The sequence below is a fragment of the Paraburkholderia phytofirmans OLGA172 genome, from assembly GCF_001634365.1.
In the GTDB taxonomy this organism is placed as follows: Bacteria; Pseudomonadota; Gammaproteobacteria; order Burkholderiales; family Burkholderiaceae; genus Paraburkholderia.
In genome coordinates this window covers 2478813-2496841 of sequence record NZ_CP014578.1, presented here as the reverse complement: position 1 = coordinate 2496841, position 18029 = coordinate 2478813, and the positions used below count along the sequence as shown (strand labels likewise).

General features: G+C 63.2%; 14 protein-coding genes. 10 read left to right on the top strand and 4 right to left on the bottom strand.

The features are described from left to right. Positions 1 to 32 precede the first annotated feature (32 nt). From AYM40_RS10845 to AYM40_RS10810, 8 genes are all read left to right on the top strand, one after another. Positions 33 to 488 (top strand): exopolysaccharide biosynthesis protein, encoded by a 456-nt coding sequence (locus AYM40_RS10845; RefSeq protein ID WP_063496228.1) that lies wholly within the window; start codon positions 33 to 35, stop codon positions 486 to 488. Continuing rightward, positions 482 to 1702 (top strand): polysaccharide biosynthesis/export family protein, encoded by a 1221-nt coding sequence (locus AYM40_RS10840; RefSeq protein ID WP_063496227.1) that lies wholly within the window; start codon positions 482 to 484, stop codon positions 1700 to 1702. The genes AYM40_RS10845 and AYM40_RS10840 overlap by 7 nt, the downstream gene beginning before the upstream one ends. A gap of 146 nt (positions 1703 to 1848) precedes the next feature. Next, positions 1849 to 4047 (top strand): polysaccharide biosynthesis tyrosine autokinase, encoded by a 2199-nt coding sequence (locus AYM40_RS10835; RefSeq protein WP_063496226.1) that lies wholly within the window; start codon positions 1849 to 1851, stop codon positions 4045 to 4047. Positions 4048 to 4121: 74 nt separating this feature from the next. Continuing rightward, complete coding sequence (locus AYM40_RS10830; RefSeq protein WP_063496225.1) at positions 4122 to 5054, top strand: glycosyltransferase family 2 protein; 933 nt, start codon at positions 4122 to 4124, stop codon at positions 5052 to 5054. A gap of 88 nt (positions 5055 to 5142) precedes the next feature. After that, positions 5143 to 6408: a glycosyltransferase gene (locus tag AYM40_RS10825; RefSeq protein WP_063496224.1), complete on the top strand. Its 1266-nt coding sequence runs from the start codon at positions 5143 to 5145 to the stop codon at positions 6406 to 6408. A gap of 3 nt (positions 6409 to 6411) precedes the next feature. Continuing rightward, positions 6412 to 7872: a hypothetical protein gene (locus AYM40_RS10820; RefSeq protein ID WP_063496223.1), complete on the top strand. Its 1461-nt coding sequence runs from the start codon at positions 6412 to 6414 to the stop codon at positions 7870 to 7872. Then, positions 7869 to 9128 (top strand): glycosyltransferase family 4 protein, encoded by a 1260-nt coding sequence (locus tag AYM40_RS10815; protein WP_063496222.1) that lies wholly within the window; start codon positions 7869 to 7871, stop codon positions 9126 to 9128. Before AYM40_RS10820 ends, AYM40_RS10815 begins: the two co-directional genes overlap by 4 nt. After that, positions 9125 to 10291, top strand: coding sequence for a glycosyltransferase family 4 protein (locus tag AYM40_RS10810; RefSeq protein ID WP_063496221.1), 1167 nt, complete (start codon positions 9125 to 9127; stop codon positions 10289 to 10291). Before AYM40_RS10815 ends, AYM40_RS10810 begins: the two co-directional genes overlap by 4 nt. Before the next feature lie 21 nt (positions 10292 to 10312). Here the strand turns inward: AYM40_RS10810 and AYM40_RS10805 are convergent, their stop codons facing one another. Continuing rightward, positions 10313 to 11614 (bottom strand): Fic family protein, encoded by a 1302-nt coding sequence (locus AYM40_RS10805; RefSeq protein ID WP_236720817.1) that lies wholly within the window; start codon positions 11612 to 11614, stop codon positions 10313 to 10315. Between the two features lie 3 nt (positions 11615 to 11617). On the opposite strand from AYM40_RS10805, the gene AYM40_RS42380 reads away from it, so the two are divergent. Further along, on the top strand, positions 11618 to 11806 hold the full coding sequence (locus tag AYM40_RS42380) for a hypothetical protein (protein WP_236720816.1): 189 nt from the start codon (positions 11618 to 11620) through the stop codon (positions 11804 to 11806). Positions 11807 to 12125: 319 nt separating this feature from the next. Here the strand turns inward: AYM40_RS42380 and gmd are convergent, their stop codons facing one another. Genes gmd through AYM40_RS10790 form a run of 3 tightly spaced genes read right to left on the bottom strand, consistent with a single transcriptional unit; the run spans position 12126 to position 15040 of the window. Then, positions 12126 to 13169, bottom strand: a complete 1044-nt coding sequence (gmd, locus tag AYM40_RS10800; protein ID WP_063496219.1) for a GDP-mannose 4,6-dehydratase — start codon at positions 13167 to 13169, stop codon at positions 12126 to 12128. 54 nt (positions 13170 to 13223) lie between these two features. Further along, entirely contained in the window at positions 13224 to 13955 is a 732-nt protein-coding gene (locus AYM40_RS10795; RefSeq protein WP_063496218.1) for an SGNH/GDSL hydrolase family protein, read from the bottom strand. Then, positions 13952 to 15040, bottom strand: coding sequence for an acyltransferase family protein (locus AYM40_RS10790; RefSeq protein ID WP_063496217.1), 1089 nt, complete (start codon positions 15038 to 15040; stop codon positions 13952 to 13954). The genes AYM40_RS10795 and AYM40_RS10790 overlap by 4 nt, the downstream gene beginning before the upstream one ends. 760 nt (positions 15041 to 15800) lie before the next feature. On the opposite strand from AYM40_RS10790, the gene AYM40_RS10785 reads away from it, so the two are divergent. Then, entirely contained in the window at positions 15801 to 18002 is a 2202-nt protein-coding gene (locus AYM40_RS10785; protein ID WP_063496216.1) for a hypothetical protein, read from the top strand. Positions 18003 to 18029: the final 27 nt, after the last annotated feature.

Genomic DNA, 18029 nt, shown 5'->3' with positions numbered 1-18029 from the left:
CCGCGCCGCCACGTCTCGTCAAGGAGCCCGCTATGTTCGCCAACGTCCTGATCGTCTGCCACGCCAACGTGTGCCGTTCGCCCGCCGCCGAAATGCTGTTCAAGTCCCGGCAGCGCGCGGCGTCGCGCTCGTCCTCGGCGCCGATCGCGTTTCATTCGGCGGGCCTGCGTGCCGTGAACGGCCACGGCATGGACCCGGTGATGCGGCGCCTGCTCGACGAGCAGGGCGTCGCCTCCGGGATCCACTATTCGCGGCGCCTCGACCGCCAGCTCGTGCGTTGCGCCGACCTGGTGCTCGTCACCGAGCGCACCCAGGTGGGCGCGGTCGAAGCGCTCGATCCTGCCGCGCGCGGCAAGGTCTACCCACTCGGCAAATGGGAAGCCGACTCCGACGTCGCCGATCCGCACGGCCACGTGGAAGCCGACTATAGGGAGAGTCTCGTGCTCATCGAACATCTGGTCATGGGATGGCTGAAAAAAATATGCTGATGAAAAAACTCACTGCACACACATTCGCGAACTGCAACTCGAAATTCGCCGCCACGCTTTTGCTGACATCCTTTCTGTCGGCCTGCGCTACCGCACCTGGCAATTACCTCGACACGTCCCGTCTGAAAGACGACGGTCAGCACCAGAGTCAACAAGCTAACGAAACCTATCCGGTCCATCTGATCGACGGCCCGCTGGTTGCGGCGCAAGCGCAGGCGCAAGCCTCCGCCGCGCAGGCGGCGTTGCCGGCTTCGCACTTTGCCGACCCGTCGCAGTATGTGTACCGGCTCTCGCCGCAGGACATTCTCGGCATCACCGTGTGGGATCACCCTGAATTGACCACCCCGCAAGGCAGCACGCTGTCGGCGGGCGGCAACACCACGCAGAGTATCGGCGGCGCGTTGCAGCAGCCATACACGGCCGCGCTGCCGGGCCAGGCCGATCCTTACGGCCAGACCATTGCCGCCGACGGCACGATCTTTTTCCCGTTCGTCGGCCGCATCAGGGCCGCGGGCAAGACCGTGGGCGAAGTGCGCGATCAGTTGAGCGCCGGCCTCGTGCGCTACATCCGCAATCCGCAGGTCGACGTGCGCGTGCTGTCGTACCGCGGCCAGAAAGTGCAGGTGACCGGCGACGTGAAGACGCCGGGCCCGCTCGCCATCAGCGACGTGCCGCTCACGCTGGTCGACGCGATCACGCGCTCGGGCGGCACGAACAGCGACGCCGACATCCAGCGTGTGCGCCTCACGCGCAACAACAAGCTGTACGTGCTCGACGCCAACCGCATGCTCGACCAGGGCGACACCACGCAGAACGTCATGCTGCAAAACGGCGATGTGATCAACATCCCGGATCGCAGCGACAGCCGCATCTTCGTGATGGGCGAAGTGAAGACGCCGATCCAGCTGCCGATGTTGAAGGGCCACCTGACGATCGCCGACGCGCTCACCCAGGGGGGCGGCATTCTCGACACGGACGCCAATCCGCGCCAGATCTTCGTGATGCGCGGCATGCGCGAGCATCCGACCACGCCGGACGTGTACCGCCTCGACATGACGCAGCCCGACGCGATCATGCTGTCGTCCCAGTTCCAGTTGCAACCGATGGACGTCGTGTATGTGGGCACCGCGGCTTCGACCACGTTCAACCGTGTGTTGCAGCAAGTCCTGCCGAGCGTACAGACGCTGTTCTACCTGAAGCAGTTGACGAGATAACCGTCTGAGCCGTCGACAGGCCCGCGCCGCTCTCAAAGGGCGCGGGACCGAAGCAAACGCCGAGGCAAACGCGCAAGCACATGCCGAAGCCCACGCCGAAGCAACCGAAACGGGATCGAATTGTGAGCAACCAAATCTCTCCACACATGGCCGGTCCGATCAAGACCGAAGAAGAGGACGTCGTCCTCGGGCAACTGGTGCAGGTGATCCTCGACGACATCTGGTGGCTGATCGCGATCGCCGGCGTGATCGTCGCGCTGGCCGCCGCGTACTGTTTCCTCGCCAAGCCGATCTATTCGGCCGATGCGCACGTGCGGGTCGAGCAGTCCGACAACACCTCGCAGGCGCTCACGCAGACGCAAACGGGCGCGGCCATCACGACCGGCTCGACTTCGCTGCCGACCGACGCCGAAATCGAAATCATCAAGAGCCGCGGCGTAGTCGGCCCGGTGGTCCAGCAACTGAAGCTGAACTTCAGCGTCGTGCCGAAGACGATTCCGCTGCTTGGCAGCATTGCCGCGCACATGGCGACGCCGGGCCAGCTGGCGCAGCCGTGGCTGGGTCTGGCTTCATACGCCTGGGGCGGTGAAGACGCCGAGATCGATTCGCTCGACGTGGTGCCGGCGCTCGAAGGCGAGAAGCTGACGATGAAGGTGTTCGACGAACAGCACTACGAACTCTATGCAAAGAACGGCACGCTGCTGCTGCGCGGCCAGGTTGGCCAGCAGGAACAGGGCGGCGGCGTGACGATCCTCGTCAGCAAGCTGGTGGCCCGGCCGGGTGAAGAGTTCACCGTGACGCGCTTTAACGATCTCGACGCGATCACCGCGTTCCAGTCGGCGATCACCGTGCAGGAGCAGGGCAAGCAAACCGGCGTGATCCAGATCTCGCTGGAAGACAAGAGTCCGGAGCACGCTGCTCTGGTGGCCAATGCGCTCGCGCAGTCGTATGTCCGTCAGCACGTGTCGAACAAACAGGTCGACGCCAGCAAGATGCTCGACTTCCTGAAGAGCGAAGAGCCGCGCCTGAAGTCCGATCTCGAACGCGCCGAAGCCGCGTTGACCGCTTACCAGCGTCAATCCGGTTCGATCAATGCGAGCGACGAAGCCAAGGTCTACCTCGAAGGCAGCGTGCAGTACGAGCAGCAGATCGCCGGTTTGCGTCTGCAGATGGCGCAGCTGACCGAACGCTACGGCGACGACCATCCGATGCTCGTGGCCGCGCGCCAGCAAATGGCCGAACTGGAGGCGCAACGCGCCAAATACGCTGACCGCTTCCGCGATCTGCCGGCGACCGAAGTGAAGGCCGTGCAGCTGCAACGCGACGCGAAGGTGGCGGAAGACATCTACGTGCTGCTGCTCAACCGCGTGCAGGAGTTGTCGGTGCAGAAGGCCGGTACCGGCGGCAATGTGCATATCGTCGACCAGGCAATGCGCCCGGGTGCGCCGGTCAAGCCGAAGAAGGTGCTGATCCTGTCGGCGGCAGTGATTCTGGGCCTGATCTGCGGCACCGGTTTCGTGTTCCTGCGCCGCAATATGTTCAAGGGCATCGACGACCCCGACCATATCGAGCGCGCGTTCCATCTGCCGGTGTACGGCCTCGTGCCCTTGAGCGCCGAACAGGCTGTGCTCGAAAGCGGTTTCCAGCGCGGCGGCGAACGCCTGCGCTCGGTGCTGGCGAATGCGCGGCCGAAGGACGTCACGATCGAAAGCCTGCGCAGCCTGCGCACCTCCATGCAGTTCACGATGATGGACGCGAAGAACCGCATCGTCATGCTGACAGGTCCCATGTCCGGCGTCGGCAAGAGCTTCCTGACGGTCAATCTGGCCGTGCTGCTCGCGAACTCGGGCAAACGCGTGCTGATGATCGACGGCGATATGCGTCGCGGCGTGCTCGAACGCTATATGGGCGGTGCGCAGGACAACGGCATGTCGGAATTGCTGAGCGGGCAGATCTCGCTCGAAGAAGCGATCCGCACCTCGAACGTCGAAGGCTTGAGCTTCATCTCCTGCGGCCGCCGTCCGCCGAATCCGTCGGAACTGCTGATGTCGCCGCGTCTTCCGCAATACCTGGATGGCCTCGCCAAGCGCTACGACGTGATCCTGATCGACACGCCGCCGGTGCTGGCCGTGACCGATGCGTCGATCATCGGCGCCTATGCCGGTTCGACCTTCTTCGTGATTCGCTCGGGCGTGCACAACGAAGGCGAGATCGCGGAGGCACTGAAGCGCCTGCGCGCAGCCGGCGTGCACGTGCAGGGCGGCATCTTCAATGGGATGCCGGCGCGTTCGCGCGGCGGTTATACCCATGGCTATGCAGCGGTCGAGGAATATTTGAGTACCTGAGTCTGAGCATCTGAGCCCCAGGCTAAGCCCATTGATCCGATCCCAGCGCAAACACGATAGAAGAGGACATCACGATGAAAGTGACGGTACTGGTTCCGACTTACCGCCGCCCGGCCGATCTGGCGCGCTGCCTCGCCGCGCTGCAACGGCAGTCGCGCGTGCCGGACGAAGTGGTGGTGGTCGCGCGCGCCGACGACGAAGCGACTCATGCCTGCCTGCGCGATCCCGCCGTGCCGGGCACGTTGCCGTTGCTCGTCGCGCCGGTGGACGTGCCCGGCCAGGTCGCCGCCCTGAATCGCGGACTGGATGCGGCCAACGGCGACGTGATCGCGATTACCGACGACGACGCCGCACCGCATGTGGACTGGGTCGAACGGATTGCTGCTGCGTTCGAAAGCGATGCGCGCCTCGGTGCGCTGGGCGGCCGCGACTGGGTGCATGAAAAAGGCCGCGTGCTGGACGGCGAGCGGCCGCTGGTCGGCAAGGTCACGGCGCACGGCAAGATCATCGGCAATCACCACCTGGGTGTGGGCGGCGCACGCGAAGTCGACATTTTGAAGGGCGCCAACATGAGCTACCGGCGCGAGGCGGTGCGCACGATCCGTTTCGATCAGCGCCTGCGCGGCGCGGGCGCCCAGGTCCACAACGACATGGCGTTCAGCCTCGCCGTGAAGAACGCCGGCTGGAAGCTGATGTACGACCCGCGCGTGGCCGTCGACCATTTCCCGGCCGAACGTTTCGACGAAGACCGGCGCGACGCGCAAACCATGACGGCGTTGCGCAATGCCGCTTTCAATTTCCACCTGATCCTGCGCGACCAGTTGCCGCCGCTGCGCCGCGAAACCGCGTGGTGGTGGTGGACGCTGGTCGGCACGCGGGTGTATCCGGGCCTCACGCACGCCGCGCTCGCGCTGGTTTCGAAACAGGCGGGCCTGCGGCTGTCGCGCTGGCGTGCGGTGCGCACCGGCGCGCATGAAGCGCGCCGTGCCCTGTCGCGGATCGCGTGACCCAATCGTCCTGCACGTTCGTGCATCGGCACTCGCGCCTGCTCGCGCATGCCGATGCTCCTTTCCACCGGCAGAGCGGAGTGTCTGCATGAGTACGAAAGTTCACGTTCATCTGTTTTACGGCGCCGACCCGCGCTTTTACCGGCCGGGCGACAACATCGGCTGTTTGTATGGGTATCACCATGCCGAATCCGATGCGTTCGCGCTGACCTATTCGCAGGACGCGCGCGAAAGCAAGCCGGTGCGGTTGCTGCGCCGCGCGCTGAAGGCGGCGCTCGGGTTCGACTTCATCCATACGTGGCGCAACCGCGACGAAATGCTGCGCTCGGACGTGATCTGGACGCATACCGAGCAGGAATGGCTGTCCGCCGCGCTGATGCTGCTGCTGAGCGGCCGCAAGGCCGGCCCTGGTGCAGCACCCTTGCTGTTGGCGCAAAGCGTGTGGCTGCTCGATAAATGGCCTTCCTACGGGATTCTGCGCAGCTGGCTGTATCGCAAGCTGATGACCCGCGCCGACCAGCTAACCACCCTCGCCAGCGAAAACGCCGAACTGTGCCAGCGCTACTTCAATCGCGACGCGAAACCGCTCTTCTACGGCCTGAACACGCAGGACTTTCCCGTGAAGGCGCCGACCGAATGGACACCGCATACGCCGATCCGCATCGCCGCGATCGGCAACGATCGCGACCGCGATTGGGAAACGCTCATCAAGGCCTTCGGCAACGATGCGCGCTACACGGTGAAGCTCGCGACACGCCGGCGGATTCCCGCTTCATTGCGCGCGCCGAACGTCGAGATCGCGTTGTTCTCGGGCATCAGGAAACAGCATGAACTCTACGACTGGGCCGACGTGATCGTGGTGCCGCTGCGTCCGAATTCGCATGCCTCGGGCATTACGGTGATGCTGGAAGCGGCGGCGGTCGGCAAGCCGATGGTGGTCACCAACGTCGGCGCGCTGCAGGATTATTTTCCGGCGGACGAGGCGGCTTATATCCCGCCGTTCGACCCACAGGCACTGCGCGAGGCGGTGGATCAGCTCGCCGCCGCTCCGCTGGATGCATTGCGCCAGGCACAGGCGGCGGCCGCCGGTTTGCTGTCGCGCGATCTGACCACGCAAAACTATGCCATGCAGCACGTGAGGGTCACGCAGGCGATGCTGCGGGCGCGTGCGGCGTCGCGGGGACGCGTGGCGGCAGGCACGGCCGATGCCGACGCCAACGTCGATGCCGTGGCAACGGCGCCGCGTGCCGCGGCGACCGCTGCCGCTGCCGCTGTGAACCAGCCAGCGCGAGTTCACGGGGGCAGCCAGGGGCCGGGTCAACGCCCTTCGCGCGAATCACGCGGGGGCCTCTAAACGATGTCGACGATTGCGCGAGGCGGCGATAACGCGGAGCGGGTACTGTCTGGCGCTCGCAAGGAGTGGCTGCCGGAGGCTTTACTGTGGCTGATCACGGCGATGCTGATCATCGCGCATCAGGGCACGGTGCTCACGCTCGGATTCCCGATGCTCGCGATCCTGACGGGCCTGTGGCTCTATTTCAAGAGTCCGGCGCGCTACATCGGTTTCATGTGGTGGCTGTGGTTCCTGAGCCCGGAAGTGCGGCGTCTCGCCGACTGGTCCAAAGGTTCGTTCACGCCGACCAGCCTGATCCAGGTCGCGCCGCTCGCGGTGACGATGATCAGTGCGTTTTCCTTGCTCCGCTACTACAGGCTGCTGTCGCAGCGGCGCGGCCTGCCGGTGCTGCTGGTTCTGATGGGGCTCGCCTATGCGTTCATGATCGGCGTGATGTCGAGCGGGCCGCTCGCCGCGACCTATGACCTCGCGAACTGGCTCTATCCGATCCTGATCGGCTTTCACATCATGGCGCACACGCGTCAGTACCCGAAGTATCGCGACACCATCGTGAGCACCTTCATCTGGGGCATGCTGGTGATGGGCGGCTACGGCCTGATCCAGTTCTTCATCATGCCGCCGTGGGACGCGCTGTGGATGCTCGGCTCGCAGATGAATTCGCAAGGCGATCCCGTGCCGATGGGCGTGCGCGTGTTCAGCACGATGAATTCCTCGGGACCGTTCGCGTTCGCGATGATGGGCGCGATGGTCTACGTGATGGCGGCCACGCACCGCGTGCGCTGGATCGCGGCGGCGCTAGGCTTCTTTTCGTTCGCGCTGAGCCTCGTGCGTTCGACGTGGGGCGGCTGGGTGATCGCGCTCCTGATCCAGCTGGTCAAGGCGAACAACAAGGTGCGCGTACGGATCGTTGCGAGTGCGGTGCTGCTTGCCGGTCTTTGCGTGCCGCTGCTCACGGTCGGCCCGGTCGCCGAGCGGATGCAGGCGCGCCTGAACACGCTCGTCAACCTGAGCGACGACCAGAGCTACGCCGCGCGTAACGAGTTCTACGCGACCTTCGCGAAGACGGCCTTTACCGACGTCTCCGGCGAAGGCATGGGCGCGACCGGCACCTCGACCAAGCTCTCGAACGACGGCGGCCAGCTCGGCCAGTACGGCAACTTCGACAGCGGCGTGATGAACATCCCGTTCGTGCTCGGCTGGCCCGGCACCTTGCTCTACATGTCCGGCATCGTGTGGCTGGTGGTGCGCGCGGCGCTCGCGTCGTTCAAGCTGCGCAACGACAAATTCGTTTCCGCCTGCCTGAGCCTCAGTCTCGCGACCTTCGCGATGCTGGTGTTCACCAATTCGCTGGTCGGCACTGGCGGGCTGCTGCTTTTCATGAGTGTTTTTTCGATCCTTTCTGCGGTGCACTACGACAAGATGAACCGCAGACGCACGCTATTTCCCCACGGAGGCACTGATTGAGAGTCGCCATTGTCACGCACGTCGTGCGCCATAACGACGGCCAGGGGCGCGTCAACCACGAGATTGCGCGCGCCGCCCTCGATGAGAACATCGAGGTCACACTGGTTGCATCGCACGTCGCGCCGGATTTGCTCGCGCATCCGAACGTACGCTGGGCGCCGATGAAAATCGGCCGCTGGTGGCCCACCAATCTGCTGCGCCAGCAGGTGTTCGCGTTCAAGAGCGCGATGTGGCTGCGCGCGCATCGCGGGGAATACGACGTGCTGCACGTGAACGGCTTCATCACGTGGATGCCCGCCGACGTCAACACCTCGCACTTCGTGCATAGCGGCTGGTTCGGCAGCAAGTACTACCCGTTCGGCCTCACCAAAGGCGTGTGGTCCGCGTATCAGTCGGTCTATACGCGCTGCAATGCGTTGCTCGAGCGCTGGGCTTACCGGCGCTCGAAAGTGATCACGGCGGTGTCGCAAAAGGTCGCCGATGAAATTCGCGCGATCGGGTTGACGCCTCATAACCGGGTCGACGTGATTTACAACGGTGTCGATACGCAAGGCTTCGCGGCCGCGACGGGAGACCGCGCGAAATTCGGTTTGCCTGCGGATGCTTTCCTGCTGCTGTTCGTTGGTGACCTGCGCACGCCGCGCAAAAACCTCGGCACGGTATTGCAGGCGCTCAAGCATCTGCCCGAGCACGTGCAGATCGCAGTGGCCGGGTTTCTGCCAGGCAGCCCGTATCCAGAAGAAGCGAAGGCGCTCGGCATTGCGCATCGCGTGCATTTTCTCGGTCTTGTCAAAGAAATGCCGGTGCTGATGCATTCGGTCGATGCATTCGTGTTCCCGTCGCGTTACGAGGCGATGAGCCTCTCGCTGCTCGAAGCGATGGCCGCAGGCCTGCCGGTGGTCACGGCGCGCACGGCGGGCGGCGCAGAAATCATCACGCCGGAATGCGGCATCGTGCTCGACGATCCGGACGATCCCAAGGCATTGGCCGGCGCAGTGGCGCGTCTTGCTGACAACGACGACGCGCGCCGCGCGATGGGCATCGCAGCCAACGAACTCGCGACCGGCTTCGGCTGGGCGCGGATGGCTGCGCAATATATCGCGCTGTACCGGCAACTGGCCGGGCAGCAGAAGGACCGTCGGCGTAGCGAAACAGAAGCTGCGACAGTGGCCAGGAGCGACGCGCTGACGCTGAACACGCTAGCCGGACAGACAATTCATCACCATTCTCAGAACGCACAGGGGCAACAGTCATGACGACGAGTTCAATCAAATCGCTGCAGATCGGGATGCACTGGTTTCCCGAGCGCGCGGGCGGCCTCGACCGCATGTATTACTCGCTGGTCGGCGCGCTGCCGGGCGCGGGCGTCGCGGTGCGCGGCGTGGTGGCCGGCTCGCCCAAAGTCGCCGCGGACACCGGCGGCGCGATCAACGGTTTCGGCTCCGCCGCGCAATCGCTGCCGCTGCGGCTGATGGCGGCACGCCGCGCGCTGCGCCAGGAGCTCAGCACCTCGCGCCCCGACGTGATTTCGTCGCACTTTGCGCTGTACACGTTTCCGGGGCTCGACGTGACGCGGGGCATTCCGCAGGTCTCGCATTTTCAGGGACCGTGGGCCGACGAGAGTCATGTGGAGGGCGCCGATTCGCTCGGCCAGCGCGCCAAGCGCTATCTGGAGCAATCGGTGTATGCGCGTTCGTCGCGGCTGATCGTGTTGTCGGAGGCGTTCGGCAAGATTCTGACTTCGCGCTATCGCATTTCACCGGATCGTGTACGCGTCGTGCCGGGCTGCGTGGATGTCGAGCAGTTCAATCTGCCGCTCACACCGGCCGAGGCGCGCCTGAAGCTGCAATTGCCGCAAGACCGGCCGATCGTGCTGGCCGTGCGGCGTCTGGTGCGCCGCATGGGCCTCGAAGATCTGATCGATGCGGTGAAACTGCTCAAGCGCACGGAACCCGATGTGCTGCTGCTGATCGCGGGCAAGGGGCGGCTCGAAGGCGAGCTGCAGGCGCGTATCACCGCGGCGGGTCTCGAGGACAATGTGAAGCTGTTGGGTTTCGTGCCCGATCAGCATCTGGCGGCGTTGTACCGTGCGGCAAATATCAGCGTGGTGCCCACGGTGGCGCTGGAGGGCTTCGGGCTGATTACCGTTGAATCGCTGGCTTCGGGCACGCCCGTGCTGGTGACGCCGGTGGGCGGTTTGCCGGAAGCGGTGGCGGGTTTGTCGCCGAATCTGGTGTTGCCGGAGACGGGCGCGAAGGCGATTGCGGAAGGTCTGGCAGGCGCGTTGAACGGCTCGCTAAAGTTGCCGGATGCCGAGGCTTGCCGCCGCTATGCACGCGAGAACTTCGATAACTCGGTGATCGCGAAGCGGGTGGCGTCGGTGTATGGCGAGGCGATTGCGGCGGGTGGGGTGCATTAAGTGGCCCATGCCGGGCCGCGCTCAAGTGGCCCGGCTGCCGTCGGCGTTGAGAAGCCGGAACTCGGCAGGGGACTCTTCGAATGCGTGAGCGACTCTCATGCTGGATATGAGGCTTGCAACGTCGGCGTAGTCGAATCCGGCGGACCAGTTGGCCATTCGAGACAGGGCGGTGATGAGTGGCTCCGGGCGCCCACTTTGCGTAAGGGCTCGCAGACAATCCACGAACTGCGGGTGGAAAAGTGTCGGGATGATGATGCGGCAGCGTTCGCCACGCGACAACTCAGCATTCATGACCAATCTGGACAGACGTCCATTGCCGTCCGCGAAGGGATGGACCTCGGCGACGAGGAAGAGGTAGTAGATCGCCCTTGCCATACCCTCAGGAATTGACAGCGCAAGACGAGATCCTTCGGCAAGGGTTCCGCGCACGTGGGATGGCTGAACAAATTGGGTCGTGCCCGCGTAGTTCGCCTCGAGTTTGAGGTTGCCAGGGTCGACCTCCGGTCTGCGTTCAAGCATGATTCGATGGCGCTCCTGAAGCACATCGACGAAATCTTCCCCGGCGGGCGGCACCATCGCCCGGGTTTCGCTCCGATACGCGAGATTGAACACGCCGAGGATGTCATGCGAATCCTTAGGGCGTTGCGCGACAATCTGGTTGCGCAGCACGATGCCCTCGGCTTCCTCCACAGAGAACCGCGTGCCCTCGACGTAGTTGGAAAAGTACGATTCAAGGAAGGCGAAATGGATACGGCCGTTGCCCTGATCGGCTATGTCGGCGATATCTGGTAGTACCGCCGTGCGTAGCGCTGTGGCGAGCGAGTCGAAAAGACTCATGCGCTCCATGTCGATTGGGGCGCCCTGGGCGATGGCCAGCCCCGCTTTCGTTTTGTTGAGTACACCCTTTGAATGCGTGCTCAGCAGCGCACCGATCAAACCATTGAGTGTGTCGTAACTGGTTTTCGCGCCGAGCGGTTCGACGAGTTCACGAGCACGGTCGCGAATTTGATTGAGTCCCGCCTCCTTGCTCGCGTTAAGGCAGGTAATCAGGCGTTCTTCGATGTCATCGCGTGCTGCCCGTGCCGTCGCTGACGCTCGACCCAGATTTTCGAGAAGCGCACGTTCTTGTGAGGCCCAGTAAAGGTCGAGCGAACCAAGACGCAGATCGCGAGGCTGCGGACCGGGGCCTTTCAGCAGCACCAGGGTGAGGCCCGGATAGCGAATGCGCCGGTTGAATCGTGTTGGATGAGACAGCACGACTTCAGCCGACGGCGTGATGCCGCCCCCGAATGCGCTGCGATGGGAGACAACGGCGCCGGGCACCGCATGCGCGGCGAGCTTCTGCCAGTTTCGCTGGATTCTGCCGGCGATTTCCTCATCGGTGCCCGACTGGACGTAGACGCCGGCGGCGACGCGTTTCAGATGGCCTTCTTTCGCGCTCCGCTGAAGGCTGCGGTCAGACGTCGGATCGCCGGTCGCAAACAGGATTTCGTCCGAAAGTCGTTTTTCCGCTAAGGAAAGGGGCATGTCGGTGCCTGAATGTCGCTATCGAGCTTAGATTCTACCTAATTTGTCGTTTTTCAGCTAAGTTTGCTTGGAGCGCTGGCGAACGGATTTGTCGCGAACGAGCTAAGTTTGCGGCGACGAATTTGATATTTGTCGTTTTTCAGCTAAATAACTCGACTTTTTGTCGTTTTTTAGCTTAAAAGCCAGACCATACAGTCCAGTCCAGCTCGACACGAAAGAATCTCTGATTCGTTACCGGCCACGCACGCAAAGGCCTTTTCCACTATCGAAGAAAGCCCGAACGCCGTGGCGCGGCACAAAAGATCGCTCAGAACGTCTCGTGATGCTCGTTCCGTCCGAGATCCGCATGAACCATCATGTGGCACAGCTGTTCCAGCGTGGTTTCCGGCTTCCAGCCGAGCTTCTCGCGCGCCTTGTCGGCGCAACCGATCAGCAGGTCCACTTCCGCCGGGCGGTAGAACTTCGGGTTCACGCGCACCAGCGTCTTGCCGGTAGCCACGTCGATGCCAGTCTCGCGCTCTTCCTTGCCCGACCATTCGAGCTGATAACCCGCCGCGGCGAATGCCATGCGGACGAAGTCGCGTACCGTCTCGGTGCGGCCGGTCGCGAGCACGAAGGTGTCGGGTTCATCGGCTTGCAGCATGCGCCACATGCCTTCCACGTATTCGAGCGCGAAGCCCCAGTCGCGCTTGGCGCTCAGGTTGCCGAGTTCCAGCACGTCCTGCTTGCCGAGCTTGATCTTCGCAACCGTGTCCGTGATCTTGCGGGTCACGAATTCGCGGCCACGCAGCGGCGATTCGTGATTGAACAGAATGCCGCTGCTGGCGAACAGGTTGTACGACTCGCGATAGTTGATGGTCGACCAGTGCGCGAACAGCTTGGCCACACCATACGGACTGCGCGGATAAAAGGGCGTGTCCTCGCGTTGCGGCACCGCCTGCACGAGGCCGAACATTTCCGAGGTCGACGCCTGGTAATAGCGCATCTTCGGATTCAGAATGCGGATGCCTTCGAGCAGATTCAGCGCGCCGATGCCGGTCACTTCGGCGGTCGTCACGGGCTGGTCGAACGAGACGCCCACGAAGCTCTGCGCGGCGAGGTTGTACAGCTCGTCGGCCTGCGCGCCTTCGAGCAGGCGCAGCGTCGAACCCAGGTCGGTCAAATCGTGTTCGACGAGACGCAGATTCGGATGATCGAGCACGCCGAGCTCACGAATGCGCCAGAAGTTGACCGAACTCGTGCGCCTGTAGGTGCCGGTCACGTGGTAGCCCTTGTCGAGCAGCAGTTTGGTCAGATAGGCGCCGTCCTGTCCGGATACGCCGGTGATGATCGCTTTGCGTGGTTGGCTCATAGCTTGCCTTCGATATTGGTAAAAGAGAAAAGAAGCGCACTTGAAAAAAGAGCTTCAGAGCGTGCCGTCCAGCAGTCGCCGCACCAGCGGATCGACGACCTGAAAATCCTGCTCGGCCTTGAGCCGGTACAAGCCCGGCTTCGGATGCGCGCCGTCGGACATCAGCGTCTTCCAGTCCGGCAGATTGCTGACGTAAGCGAACTGATCGACGAGCGGCACCTGCTGTTCGGCAGCCACGCGGCGCGTCATCGCGACCATCGCGGCGAGCCGCGCGTTGAGGCGGTTGTCGGGCATCGGGTTCGAGGTCTGCAGCACTGCCTCTTTGCCGAGCGCACGGGCGGTTTTCACGAGCGTTGTTTCGGCCGCGTAAAACTGCTCGGGCGTCTGGTTCTGCATCACTTCGTTGATGCCGTAGTTGATCAACACGATCTGCGCGGACGAAGCAGCGAGCCGTTCCTGCCACGGCAGGCCGGCAGTCGGGCCGGCGCGGCGGTTGCCGGTGCCGTCGCGCAGCTGGGTGGCCGTTGTGCCGCCCACGCCGTAGTTCGCGACGCGTACCCGTTGGCCGTGCTGGGCTTGCAATTCATTCTGCAGATACGACACGGCGTTTTGCGCCTGGGGTCCGCAATGGCCGTTGCTGCAAGTAATGCCGAGTGTGGTCGAATCGCCGTAGGCGTCCACCAGCACCTGCGTTGCCGGGCTTCCGGCATGCGCATCCAGTGCCAGCGAAACCAGCACCGACGCAACGACCGACACGCTCGCGGCGAGCCACGCGCGGCGTCTCATGCGCGGCTTTGCGGCGCTTGCGACGCGCCCCCCGAAAGGCTGCCGGCCGGCGTCCGGGCTTGGCCTGCCGAGCCGAAGATCAACCGCTTTTCGAACACAAACCACGTGATGCTGGCGTACGCGAGGGTGATCGCGAGCGCGAGCGCCGCGCTCAGATAGCGGTTCAGATGCAGCGGCCACAGCGTGTACAGCACGCTCAGGTGAATCAGATAAATCGTGTAGCTGATGGTGCCGATATAGACCAGCACGGGGTTGCACAGCAGCCGCTTGACGATGCCCTTGCTTTGCAGGGCGATGACCACGACGGAAGTGCAGAGCAGCAACGAAACGCTGTAGAGCGCGGCGTTCGAAAGCGGTGTATTCGCCGCGCGAAACCGCGGGTAGTGCAGATGCAGCCACGCAAGCACCGCCAGCGCAGCAAAGAAACCGAGTACGGCGAGGCCCTTGAACGGCTCGAGTGCATTGCGATCGCGCCGTACGGCGACCGCGAGCAGCGCGCCGGCCGCCAGCAGGTCCATGCGGAACGGCGTCAGGTAATAGATCGGCCAGAACGAATCGAACCAGGGCGTGGCGAGCGCCCGCAGTACCGGCACCAGAATGATCAACGCGGCCGCCACGTAGCCGAGCACGCGTTCGGGCAGCAACAGGATCACGAACGGCCAGACAATATAGAACTGCTCTTCGACCGCCAGCGACCACAGCACATTCAGGCTGTCGTGACCGCTTTGATTGAGCGCGTCGCCAATATTGGTCGCGAAGAACGCGTACCACTGCCAGTGCTGCGCCCAACCGAAGCCGAACAGAATCGACGACACCACCATCAGCAGCAAATAAGGCGGCAGGATGCGCCGCGCGCGGCGCGCATAGAAGTAGCCGAAATACGACTGCTGACGCGCCTTGCGTTCGAGCAGGATGCCGGTAATCAGAAAACCGCTCAAAACAAAAAACAGATCGACGCCCATCCACAGCGGCGCTTTCAGCGCGTGCTGGGCGAATACCGCGAGCACGGCGATGGCGCGCAAGCCGTCGAGCTGCACGATGCGGCGTGAGTGGGAGGGCGCTAAGGGCAATGCGCTAGCAGTCATGAACCGTCCATGGTGTGAAGCGGATGAGCCTGGCGAAGGATCGCGCGAGCCTTTTCAAGTCAAGAACAGGGCCTAAGAAAACAGGGGCGCGGTCGCTTCGCGTCGCAACGGGAGTGCAATCGATTCTAGGCAAAAGAAATTGATGAAAAAACGGGAATGAAATGGATAAATGAATCAGATTGCAACAGGGTGTTTCGTTATCCATTCTCAATAGTTTTTTATGCTTGCGACCTGAAATTGTCGTAATGCGTAAGAAGTGCCGTCGGCATCAGAGTGCATCGGTAAAGATGAGTGTGCGGGCGCTACGGGATGCAGGGTTCCGTGTTTATTTTAATTTAATCAATTTTTAAATCACTTTCTTTCACAACGCTTAAAGCGTCGAATATTTTTGAATTATTTTCGATTTTCGTCGCGGCGTTTTTTCCGCGTAATGTGAGCCGTGCGGATTGGGCGGCCAGGGCGGGCGCGTGTGTCACGCGCTCAGTGCTCTTGGACCGGGTCGCGTTCGACCGGGTCGCGCTCGACCGGACTCGCGCTTGGTACTCGCGTTCGACCGGGTCGCGTTCGACCGGGCTCGCGGCCGAGTGACGGCTCTGCGGCGAGCCTTGCCTCAAAGCCTCGTCTTATATGTCGTGCCTGGCGTGAATCAGTCTCACGTTCTCGCGTCGCTTCTAGCGGTCTCTGCTGTCACTTCATTGGATTTTGCATCCGCGCGGGCTATGTGCCCGATCGCGGCACGGCCCGGATTGGAGGAATTACTTTGGCCCGTTTCACGTTCAAAACCTGGTTTGCTGTACTCGCCTGTGCGGCCGGCATGACGGCGGCATCGGTCAGCTTCACGGCATCCGCGGAAACCGTGTTGAACGCGAAAAATTCCTGGGTCGGCAACACCTTCGGTTTCGGCGACGGCACGTGGACGCAGATCAACATCACGGCGATTGCGGTCGCACCCGACGGCAAGGTTTATACGAACGCACCGTGGGACGAAAGCGGCGCCGAAGCGAGCGTCTACCAGAACGGCAAGATGCTGGGCTTCGCGGGCGGCACGCACGGTTGGGGCAACGGCGGCGGCAGCGCGATCGCGGTGAATCGCAAGTACGCCTTCGTGGCGATCGCGGTCGGCAACGAAAAGGGACGTCTGGTCGAGCAGGGTGTGTGGCCGGAAAAGGGCAAGCAATGGTTCGGTATTTCGCGCCGGCTGATCGCCGATCCGAAGCGCGCCGCGCCGTTCCAGCCGGCCGCGAACGGCGCGGACCCGCATGCGCAACTGGCAGCCGGCTTTCTGATGATGAACGAAGTGCCGACCGGCACGAGTGCCGAAATCGGCGGTCTGGCGGCGAATGACACCACGCTTTACGCGGCGAACACCGCGCGCGATCGCATCGAGGTGTATGACGCGGAGTCGATGCAGCAGAAAACCACCTGGACCGTGCACGAACCGGGCCGCATTGCGCTCGCCCCCGACGGCACGCTTTGGGTATTGAGCGGTACGCGCAATGATAAGGCGCCCCATGTGGAGCACTACACCGCCGCCGGCAAGCGTATCGACGAAACCTTCACGCTGCCCGCCGATTCGGTCGCGGTCGATATCGCTGTCGATGCACAAGGCCGCGTTCTGATCGCCGACAACGGTCCGCGTCAGCAAGTGCTGTTCTTCAGCAAGAGCAATGGCCGTTACGCGGAGTCGGGCTCGCTCGGCGAACGCGGCGGTATTTTCAGCGGCGTCCCCGGCAAGCCGGGACCGCAGCGCTTCAACGGTCTGACCGGCGTCGGCGTGGATGCGCACGGCAACGTCTATGTGTCGACCAACGGCATCGGACCGCGTTACGACCCGATCGGCGCGGGCCTCGGCGCCACGCTCGAAAGCTATGCACCGGACGGCAAACAGAACTGGCAGGTGCAAGGCTTGTTGTTCGTCGACGGCGCATGGATCGACCCGTCACGTCCGGATAGCGTCTACACGGGCAACAAACGCTTCGAACTCGATCTCTCGAAGCCTGCAGGTCAGGACTGGAAATACGCGGGTTTTCTGTCGAACCGCTTCAAGTATCCCGACGACCCTGTCTTTCACACCGACCAGTATCCCGGCTTGCCGATCGCCCGCAAGCTCAAGGGCCACACGTTCCTGTACCTGACCGACATGTACGCGGACCACCTGAAGATCTATCGCTTCGATGCGCAGCAGGACGGCGAAGTGGCGATTCCTTCGGGCTTCATCGCCGGGCGCGAGCGCGCCGTCGCCAAGGTGCCGAATGCGCCGTCGGGCGGCGACTGGATCTGGCGCGACGTGAACGGCGACGGCAAGTTCAACACGGACGAATTCACGCTCAATACGAGCGGCACGAAGCTCGCGGGCGGTTGGGGCTGGTGGGTCGATAGCGCCGGCGACATCTGGCGCACCCGCGATAACAAGGGCATCTACCGCTTCCGTTTCGGCGGCCTCGATGCGAAGGGCAACCCTATCTACTCGTATTCGAATCTCACGCAATACCCGGTGCCGCAACCGTTCACCGAACTGCATCGCGCGATCTACGACCCGGACACCGACACGATGTATGTGACCGGCTATACGCCCGATACGCCGGCCGATCGCGGCTTCTGGAAAGAAGTGGGCCGCGTGCTGGTGCGCTACGACAAATGGTCGAGCGGCAATCCGGTGCAGCGCTATTCGATCACGCTGCCGTGGACCACGCAGACCCAACCCATCGCCACGATTATCGGTCTCACGCTCGAAGGGCAATACCTCTTCGGCGTCGAACCGGTCGGCGCCGTGCACGTGTGGGACAAGGACAGCGGCCGCGAGGTCGGCGTGATCCGTCCGGGCCCGGAAGTGGGCCGCGCCTCGGGCTGGGTCGACGTGCCCAACGGCATCAGCGCCGCGAAACGCAGCAATGGCGAGTACCTCGTGTTCGTCGAAGAAGACGCGCGCGGGAAAGTAATGATGTATCGCTGGAAGCCGTGAGGCGCCGCACGGCATGAACGCTTTCTT

Excerpts from the sequence above, each read along its gene's own strand:
- AYM40_RS10845 (WP_063496228.1), top strand. The coding sequence starts at position 33 with ATGTTCGCCAACGTCCTGATCGTCTGCCACGCCAACGTGTGCCGTTCG.
- AYM40_RS10840 (WP_063496227.1), top strand. The coding sequence starts at position 482 with ATGCTGATGAAAAAACTCACTGCACACACATTCGCGAACTGCAACTCG.
- AYM40_RS10835 (WP_063496226.1), top strand. The coding sequence starts at position 1,849 with ATGGCCGGTCCGATCAAGACCGAAGAAGAGGACGTCGTCCTCGGGCAA.
- AYM40_RS10830 (WP_063496225.1), top strand. The coding sequence starts at position 4,122 with ATGAAAGTGACGGTACTGGTTCCGACTTACCGCCGCCCGGCCGATCTG.
- AYM40_RS10825 (WP_063496224.1), top strand. The coding sequence starts at position 5,143 with ATGAGTACGAAAGTTCACGTTCATCTGTTTTACGGCGCCGACCCGCGC.
- AYM40_RS10820 (WP_063496223.1), top strand. The coding sequence starts at position 6,412 with ATGTCGACGATTGCGCGAGGCGGCGATAACGCGGAGCGGGTACTGTCT.
- AYM40_RS10810 (WP_063496221.1), top strand. The coding sequence starts at position 9,125 with ATGACGACGAGTTCAATCAAATCGCTGCAGATCGGGATGCACTGGTTT.
- AYM40_RS42380 (WP_236720816.1), top strand. The coding sequence starts at position 11,618 with ATGCGCGGCGAGCTTCTGCCAGTTTCGCTGGATTCTGCCGGCGATTTC.
- gmd (WP_063496219.1), bottom strand. The coding sequence starts at position 13,169 with ATGAGCCAACCACGCAAAGCGATCATCACCGGCGTATCCGGACAGGAC.
- AYM40_RS10795 (WP_063496218.1), bottom strand. The coding sequence starts at position 13,955 with ATGAGACGCCGCGCGTGGCTCGCCGCGAGCGTGTCGGTCGTTGCGTCG.
- AYM40_RS10790 (WP_063496217.1), bottom strand. The coding sequence starts at position 15,040 with ATGACTGCTAGCGCATTGCCCTTAGCGCCCTCCCACTCACGCCGCATC.